General features: G+C 63.8%; 9 protein-coding genes. 3 read left to right on the forward strand and 6 right to left on the reverse strand.

The annotated features are described in order from the left end of the window. Positions 1-1,024, reverse strand: a 1,024-nt coding sequence (locus EOA75_RS25805) for a diaminopropionate ammonia-lyase (RefSeq protein ID WP_127325478.1), incomplete at its 3' end; no start/stop codon positions are given. 106 nt (positions 1,025-1,130) lie between these two features. Here EOA75_RS25805 and EOA75_RS25810 point away from each other — a divergent pair. The 3 genes from EOA75_RS25810 (at position 1,131) to EOA75_RS25820 (ending at position 2,326) form a co-directional block, all read left to right on the forward strand. Continuing rightward, complete coding sequence (locus EOA75_RS25810; RefSeq protein WP_066998440.1) at positions 1,131-1,619, forward strand: Lrp/AsnC family transcriptional regulator; 489 nt, start codon at positions 1,131-1,133, stop codon at positions 1,617-1,619. An 88-nt stretch (positions 1,620-1,707) separates the two neighbouring features. Further along, the gene (locus EOA75_RS25815) at positions 1,708-1,989 is read left to right on the forward strand and encodes a type II toxin-antitoxin system RelE/ParE family toxin (protein WP_095778392.1); all 282 of its coding nucleotides are present in this window, start codon (positions 1,708-1,710) and stop codon (positions 1,987-1,989) included. A gap of 37 nt (positions 1,990-2,026) precedes the next feature. Beyond that, complete coding sequence (locus EOA75_RS25820; protein ID WP_067322571.1) at positions 2,027-2,326, forward strand: HigA family addiction module antitoxin; 300 nt, start codon at positions 2,027-2,029, stop codon at positions 2,324-2,326. Here EOA75_RS25820 and EOA75_RS25825 read toward each other — a convergent pair. From EOA75_RS25825 to EOA75_RS25845, 5 genes are read right to left on the reverse strand one after another with little or no spacing between them, the layout of a single operon-like run. After that, the gene (locus EOA75_RS25825; protein WP_067322567.1) at positions 2,323-3,300 is read right to left on the reverse strand and encodes a branched-chain amino acid ABC transporter permease; all 978 of its coding nucleotides are present in this window, start codon (positions 3,298-3,300) and stop codon (positions 2,323-2,325) included. The two genes, EOA75_RS25820 and EOA75_RS25825, sit on opposite strands and share 4 nt — an antisense overlap. Beyond that, positions 3,301-4,188 (reverse strand): branched-chain amino acid ABC transporter permease, encoded by an 888-nt coding sequence (locus EOA75_RS25830; protein ID WP_066998448.1) that lies wholly within the window; start codon positions 4,186-4,188, stop codon positions 3,301-3,303. A gap of 7 nt (positions 4,189-4,195) precedes the next feature. After that, positions 4,196-4,900 (reverse strand): ABC transporter ATP-binding protein, encoded by a 705-nt coding sequence (locus EOA75_RS25835; protein ID WP_127325479.1) that lies wholly within the window; start codon positions 4,898-4,900, stop codon positions 4,196-4,198. Then, a complete protein-coding gene (locus EOA75_RS25840; protein ID WP_245466737.1) occupies positions 4,893-5,693 on the reverse strand; it encodes an ABC transporter ATP-binding protein in 801 nt (266 codons plus the stop codon). The genes EOA75_RS25835 and EOA75_RS25840 overlap by 8 nt, the downstream gene beginning before the upstream one ends. Next, positions 5,690-6,898, reverse strand: a complete 1,209-nt coding sequence (locus EOA75_RS25845) for an ABC transporter substrate-binding protein (RefSeq protein WP_066998453.1) — start codon at positions 6,896-6,898, stop codon at positions 5,690-5,692. The genes EOA75_RS25840 and EOA75_RS25845 overlap by 4 nt, the downstream gene beginning before the upstream one ends. Positions 6,899-7,157: the final 259 nt, after the last annotated feature.

Consider the following 7,157-nt stretch of genomic DNA (forward strand, 5'->3'; position numbering starts at 1 on the left):
CCCCGCCGCTCTCGCCGGAAACGATCGCCGGATCAGTGCCTGAAGGCCGCGCCAGGCGGTTCATCACCGAAACCGCGTCTTCCTCGTCCACGGTCATGAAAGCATCGGCGAGCCGCGACAGGACGCGCCAGGCGACCAATGACGGCTCGTAACATTCGAGCATCGCCATCACCGTGGGCTTGCTGTGCGCAATCGCGACTGGACGCCCCACCTTCGCGGTGGCGTAGACGCACGCCGCCCGCGCGGGCTCGACCACGATTGCCGCAGGGCGATCCTCGCCAAGCACGATGGCGAAATGGCCGGCCACCGCCGCCGCAAGGCCGCCGACGCCGGCCTGCAGGAAGACGTGGGTGGACGGCTGCGGCAAGCGCCTCAGCGCTTCGCGCAGGATAACCGTGTAGCCCTGCATCACCAGCCCCGGGATGCGCTCATAGCCCGGCCAGGATGTGTCGGAGACGACGGTCCAGCCGCGCTCGGCGGCGACACGGGCGGCTTCCCTGACCGACTGGTCGTAATCGCCGGCGATGCGCACGATCTCGGCGCCGAAGCGGGCGATCGCCGCCACGCGTTCGTTGCTTACGCCCGAATGGACGAAGATGACGGAGCGCGCACCGACCAGGCCGGCGCCCTGCGCCACCGAGCGTCCATGATTGCCGTCGGTCGCGCAGGCGAAGGTCATCCCGGCCGCAATCGCCTGCACGTCGGGCCCATGCAATTCCGCGACATCGGTGGCGCGGCCGAGCCGTTCCTCGGCCTCTTCCAGCACCAGTCGGATGACGGCGTAGGCGCCGCCCAGCGCCTTGAAGCTGCCGAGGCCGAGGCGCTTACCCTCGTCCTTGATGTGGAGCGCGGCGATGCCGAGTTCGCCGGCCAGCGCCGGCAAAGCATGCAGCGGCGTCTCGGCATAGTTGTCGCGTGCGGCCAGGAAGCGCTCGGCCTCGGCGGCTCCGGCGAGCCCAAGCGTCGCTGCGTCTTCATCGGTCAGCGGCTGGCGATGGCTCGGGTGGTGGTTAAGGAGGAACATGGATCGGCTTTCTCTGTCTTGTTGGCTGAAATTTATTGCAAGTCCAGTGAGAAAGGCGCTTTGTTTCGGCACCTGAAATGCAAGTTTGTTTCGTTTAGATGCTGTCATGTCCATTTTGCCCGACCTCGACGCCTTCGACCGCGCCATCCTCGCCATCCTGCAGAAGGACAACAGCACGCCCCAGCGCATTATCGGCGAGACGGTGAACCTCTCGGCGCCGGCCGTGCAGCGGCGCATCAAGCGCATGGAGGAAATGGGCGTCATCCGCGCCAATGTCGCGCTGGTCGATCCGGCCAAGGTCGGCCATCCGATCACCATCTTCGTCGAGGTCGAGGTGGAGAGCGAGCGGGCCGAGCTGATCGACGCCGCCAAGCGCGGCTTCGCCGCGGTGCCGGAAGTGCAGCAATGCTATTACGTGACCGGCGAGGCCGACTTCATCCTGGTCGTCACCGTGGCGACGATGGCCGACTACGAGGCGCTGACCCGGCGATTGTTTTTTGAGAACAACAACGTCAGGCGGTTTCGCACGTTCGTTGCGATGGATCGGGTGAAGGTCGGGCTGGAGGTGCCGGTGGGCGCACCTCACTCAACATGATCCCTCGGGGCATTTCGTATCGCGGCATGATACTCTGCGCTTGATCTCGCAGACGTATCATGCAAAGATACGTTGCGAAGGGCAGTGGATGATACGTTCGTTCACAGACAAGACCACTGAAGCGATTTCGACAGGCAAAGCTCCGAAAGGATTTCCGGCAGATCTCATTCGTGTCGCTCAGCGGAAACTGTTCATGCTGGACAACGCAGCCGAACTGGCCGACCTCAAAGTCCCACCGGGAAATCGGCTTGAAGCGCTGAAGGGCGATCGCGCCGGTCAGTACTCAATCCGTATCAACGACCAATTTCGTGTTTGCTTTCGGTGGACCGATGGAGGAGCGGACAATGTGGAGATCACCGACTACCATTAGCTAAACCAACCAGCTCTGTCCGACAGGAGCGGAACCAATGATCAACCTCGATAAGCCTATTCATCCCGGCGAGATATTGCGGGCCGAGTTCCTTGAGCCACTCGACCTGAAGCCCTACACCCTGGCGAAAAAGCTTCACGTCCCACGTACCCGTATCGAGCGCCTCGCCAACGAGACCACGCCCGTTACGCCGGACACCGCTCTGCGTCTCGCCAAATTCTTTGGCACCACGCCACAGTTCTGGATGAACATGCAAGCCAGTTACGACCTGGCCGTGGAGGGCGCGTCGCTGCAGGAAGAGCTCAAGGAAATTAAACGGTTCGAGGCGGCTGCTTAAGAGCTCTTGCCGCCCTCCCTTCCCAGCAACCGCGCATAGATCTCCCCCACGATCCCGCGCCGGAAGATCAGCACGCAGACCATGAAGATCACGCCGGTCGCTATCGTCACCGGGAAGCCGGAGGTGGCAAGCGTGTTCTCGAGGCCGACGACGAGGCCGGCGCCGACCACAGGGCCGACCATGGTGCCGATGCCGCCAAGAAGCGTCATCAGGATGACCTCGCCCGACATCTGCCAGGTGACGTCGGTGAGGGTCGCGAACTGGAAGACGATCGCCTTCACCGCGCCGGCGAGGCCGGCAAGGGCCGCCGACATGACGAAGGCGGCGAGCTTGTAGCGGCCGACCGAATAGCCCAGCGAAATGGCGCGGTTCTCGTTCTCGCGGATCGAGCGCAGGATCATGCCGAAGGGCGAGTTGACGATGCGCCAGATGGCGAAGAGGCCGATCAGGAAGATAGCGAGCACGAAGAAATACATGTTCATCGGCACGTTGAGGTCGAGCATGCCGAAGAGATGGCCCCGCGGCACGCCCTGGATGCCGTCCTCGCCTTCGGTGAAGGGCGCCTGCACGCAGAAGAAATAGAACATCTGCGCCATCGCCAGCGTGATCATGGCGAAATAGATGCCTTGCCGGCGGATGGCGAGGAAGCCGACGACGAGGCCCATGCCTGCCGCGCCCGCAGCGCCGAGCAGGATGCCGGCCTCGGGCGGCCAGCCCCAGGCTTTCACGGCATAGGCGCAGAAATAGGCGGCGCCGCCAAAGAAGGCGGCGTGGCCGAAGGAAAGCAGCCCGGTGTAGCCGAGGAGCAGGTTGAAGGCGCAGGCGAACAGCGCGAAGCACAGCATCTTCATGACGAAGATCGGGTAGATGACGAACGGGGCGGCGACGAGCGCCATGATCCCCAGCGCCACAAGCGCCCGTTCCAGCCGGACGGAGGCAGCGGCGCGCTCTGCGTGAAGGGTCGCCTCGCTCATCTACGCGTCCCTTCCGAACAGGCCCGCGGGGCGGAGCAAAAGCACGATTGCCATGATGACGAAGACCACCAGGTTCGAGGCCTCCGGATAGAAAACTTTGGTCAGGCCCTCGGCGAGGCCGAGCATGTAGCCGGTGACGATGGCGCCGAGGATCGAGCCCATGCCGCCGACCACGACGACGGCGAAGACGACGATGATGAGGTCCGATCCCATCAGCGGGCTGACCTGGTAGACGGGCGCCGCAAGAATGCCGGCCAGCCCGGCAAGTGCTGCGCCCAGCCCATAAGTGAGCGTCAGCAGCAGCGGCACGTTGACGCCGAAAGCCTGCACCAGCTCGGGGTTCTCCGTGGCGGCGCGCAAATAGGAGCCGAGCCTGGTCTTTTCGATCAGCAGCCAGGTGCCGATGCAGACGATGAGCGAGGCCACCACCACCCAGCCGCGGTAATTGGGCAGGAACATGAAGCCGAGATTGGTGCCTCCGGCAAGCAGGGTCGGCACCGCGTAAGGATTGCCGGAGACGCCATAATAGAAGCGGAACACGCCTTCGATGACCAGCGCAAGGCCGAAGGTGAAAAGCAGGCCATAAAGCGGGTCGAGCCGGTAGAGCCGCGACAGTGCTACGCGCTCCACCACGATGCCGAACAGGCCGACGGCCAAAGGCACGATGATCAGCGCCGGCCAGTAGCCGATGCCGAGATGGACGAGCAGCAGATAGCCGATGAAGGCGCCGAACATATAGAGCGCGCCATGGGCGAAATTGATGATGCGCAAGAGCCCGAAGATGACGGCCAGCCCGAGGCTGAGCATGGCGTAAAAAGAGCCGTTGATCAGGCCGACAAGCAGTTGGCCGAGCAAGGCTTGGATGGGGATGCCGAAGATCATGGTCATTTGGCCATCATACCCCCAGCACCTCGTGCAGTTTGTCGGTGTGCGCGGAAAGCTGGCCGACCGGGAGACCTTCCACCACCTTGCCGTGATCCATCAGGTAGAAGCGATCGGCGATGCGGGCGGCGAAGCGGAAATTCTGCTCGACCAAAAGGATGGTCATGCCACGCTTCTTCAGCGTCGCCAACAATTCGCCGATGCGCTGGACGATGACCGGCGCAAGGCCTTCGGTCGGCTCGTCGAGCAAAAGCATTTCGACGCCGGTCCTCAGGATGCGGGCGATCGCCAGCATCTGCTGCTCGCCGCCGGAAAGCTTCGTGCCCTGGCTGTTGCGACGTTCCTTGAGGTTGGGGAAGAGGTCGAAGATCTCCTCCACGCTCATGCCGCCCTTGGCCACCACCGGCGGGAGGATCAGATTTTCGTCGACGGTGAGCGTGGCGAAGATGCCGCGCTCCTCCGGCACGAAGCCGATGCCCTGATGGGCGACGCGGTGCAACGGCAGGCGGATCAGGTCCTTGCCATTGAAAGTGACGGAGCCTGTCCGCTTGCGGATCAGGCCCATGATGGCGCGCAGCGTCGTCGTCTTGCCGACGCCGTTGCGGCCAAGCAGCGTAACCGTCTCGCCGCGCAGGACTTCGAGGTTGACACCGTGCAGCGCATGGCCCTCGCCGTACCAGGCATGAAGGTCGCGCACGGCAAGCAGCGGCTCACTCATGCTCGGTCCCCATATAGGCGACGCGCACGCGCTCGTCCTGGCTCACCGTCGCGTAGTCGCCGGCGGCAAGCACCTGGCCGCGCTGCATGACGGTGATCCAGTCGCAGAGATCGGCAACGACGGTGAGGTTGTGCTCGACCATCAGCACGGCGCGGTCTTTCGCCAGCGAGCGGATGATGCCTGAGATCGTGCCGACATCCTCATGCCCCATGCCGGCCATCGGCTCGTCGAGCAGCAGAACTTTTGGATCGAGCGCCAGCGTGGTGGCGATTTCCAGCACACGCTTCCTGCCATAGGAGAGATCGCCCGCCAGCCGATGTGCGGCGTCGTCGAGCCCGACGATGGCGAGCAGCTCGCGCGCCCGGGGCGTCAGCTGGTCCAGCGCCGAGGCCGAGCGCCAGAACTGATAGCCCAGCCCGCCCGGACGCTGCAGCGCGACGCGCACATTGTCGAGCACGCTGAGATGCGGAAAGATCGCCGATATTTGGAAAGAGCGTACAAGCCCCATGCGCGCCACCCTGGCCGGCGGCGTGCGGGTAATGTCGGTGCCGAGCAGCTGGATGGTGCCGCTGGTCGGCTGCAGGAATTTGGTCAACAGGTTGAAGATGGTGGTCTTGCCGGCGCCATTCGGGCCGATCAAGGCATGGATCCTGCCGTGGTGGACGTCGAGGTCGACATCCTTCACGGCGACGAATCCGGCGAAGTCGCGCCGCAGACCGCGGGCGGAAAGCACCACCCGCGGCGTCTGGTCGATGCCGTCCCGGCGGACGGCGGTGGCGGTGTCGAGCGTCACTTGCTGACGAGCGGGCAGCCGCTGTCCTCGGCTTTCATGAAGGCCTTATCGCCGGGAATGGTCGCCAGGTAGGTGTAGTAGTCCCAGTCCTTCTTGCTCTCCTCCGGCTTCTTGACCTGGTAGAGATACATGTCGTGCACCATCGAGCCGTCGGCCTGCACCTTGCCGTTCACAGTGAACACGTCGTTGACCGGCATCTCATGCAATTGCTTGGCCACCGCTTCGGTCTCGTCGGTGCCGGCCTTGTCGATGGCCTTCAGATACTGCGTCACCGCCGAATAGGTGCCGGCCTGGACCATGTTGGGCATGCGGTTGGTGCGCTTAAAGAAGCGCTGCGCGAAATCGCGGCTCACATCGTCGCGGTCCCAGTAATAGCCTTCCGTCAGCACCACGCCCTGTGCCGCCTGCAGGCCAAGGCCATGCACTTCGGCCAGCGTGAAGAGCAGCGCCGCCAGCCGCTGGCCGCCGGCGACGATGCCGAACTCGGCCGCCTGCTTGATCGAGTTCGAGGTGTCGAGGCCGGCATTGGCTAGGCCGATGATCTTGGCGCCGGAGGACTGCGCCTGCAGCAAGAAGGAGGAATAGTCGGTGGAGCCAAGCGGATAGCGCACCTCGCCCAGCACCTTGCCGCCACTGGATTCCACGAGCTTGGCGGTCTGGTCCTTCAGCGAATAGCCGAATGCATAGTCGACGGTGATGAAATACCAGCTGTCGCCGCCCTGCTGCACCAGCGCGCCGCCGGTGCCGACTGCTTGGGAGTGTGTGTCATAGGCCCAGTGGAAACCATAGGGCGAGCACTGCTTGCCGGTGAGGTCGGTGGAGGCGGCGCCGGTGACGATGTCGATCTTCTTCTTTTCCTTGGAAAGCCCCTGGACGGCGAGCGCGACGGAAGACGTGGTGAGCTCCATGATCGCGTCGACCTGCTCGGTGTCGTACCACTGGCGCGCGATGTTGGAGGCGATGTCCGGCTTGTTCTGGTGGTCGGCGCTGACGATCTCGATCGGCGCGCCCTGCACCTTGCCGCCGAAATCCTCGACCGCCATCTTGGCGGCCTCGACCGACCATTTGCCGCCGAAATCGGCATAGACGCCGGACTGGTCGTTCAAGATGCCGATCTTGACCTTACCGTCCGAGATTTCGCCAGCCGCCGCCGGCATTGCGGATGCCGCAATGAGCGCGGCGGAGACGAGATAGGATGCTTTCACTGGTAGTTCCTCCCTTGTGGTCAACCACGGGAAACGCGGCGGACCTCGCAATGGTTCAACAGTTCCGTCGGTTTGTGGATTGAGGCCTCGATCCCGCCTGCCACTCCTATTCTTGCGGGCCTGCTCGTTTGCGGCTGGGCCGCCGCGCGCCTTGGGTGCACGGGCGCGAGCCTAGCATCACATTTCGCTGGCCGGGAATGCTATTTTCGTAGCATGCGGATGGGTTGGGGGCAGCATGGTGTTCCTTCACCAGGGCAGC

The sequence above is a fragment of the Mesorhizobium sp. M1A.F.Ca.IN.022.07.1.1 genome (assembly GCF_003997575.1).
In the GTDB taxonomy this organism is placed as follows: Bacteria; Pseudomonadota; Alphaproteobacteria; order Rhizobiales; family Rhizobiaceae; genus Mesorhizobium.

What these genes read in the sequence shown, in the direction of transcription:
- EOA75_RS25810 (WP_066998440.1), top strand. Translation starts at nt 1,131, where the DNA reads ATGTCCATTTTGCCCGACCTCGACGCCTTCGACCGCGCCATCCTCGCC.
- EOA75_RS25815 (WP_095778392.1), top strand. Translation starts at nt 1,708, where the DNA reads ATGATACGTTCGTTCACAGACAAGACCACTGAAGCGATTTCGACAGGC.
- EOA75_RS25820 (WP_067322571.1), top strand. Translation starts at nt 2,027, where the DNA reads ATGATCAACCTCGATAAGCCTATTCATCCCGGCGAGATATTGCGGGCC.
- EOA75_RS25825 (WP_067322567.1), bottom strand. Translation starts at nt 3,300, where the DNA reads ATGAGCGAGGCGACCCTTCACGCAGAGCGCGCCGCTGCCTCCGTCCGG.
- EOA75_RS25830 (WP_066998448.1), bottom strand. Translation starts at nt 4,188, where the DNA reads ATGACCATGATCTTCGGCATCCCCATCCAAGCCTTGCTCGGCCAACTG.
- EOA75_RS25835 (WP_127325479.1), bottom strand. Translation starts at nt 4,900, where the DNA reads ATGAGTGAGCCGCTGCTTGCCGTGCGCGACCTTCATGCCTGGTACGGC.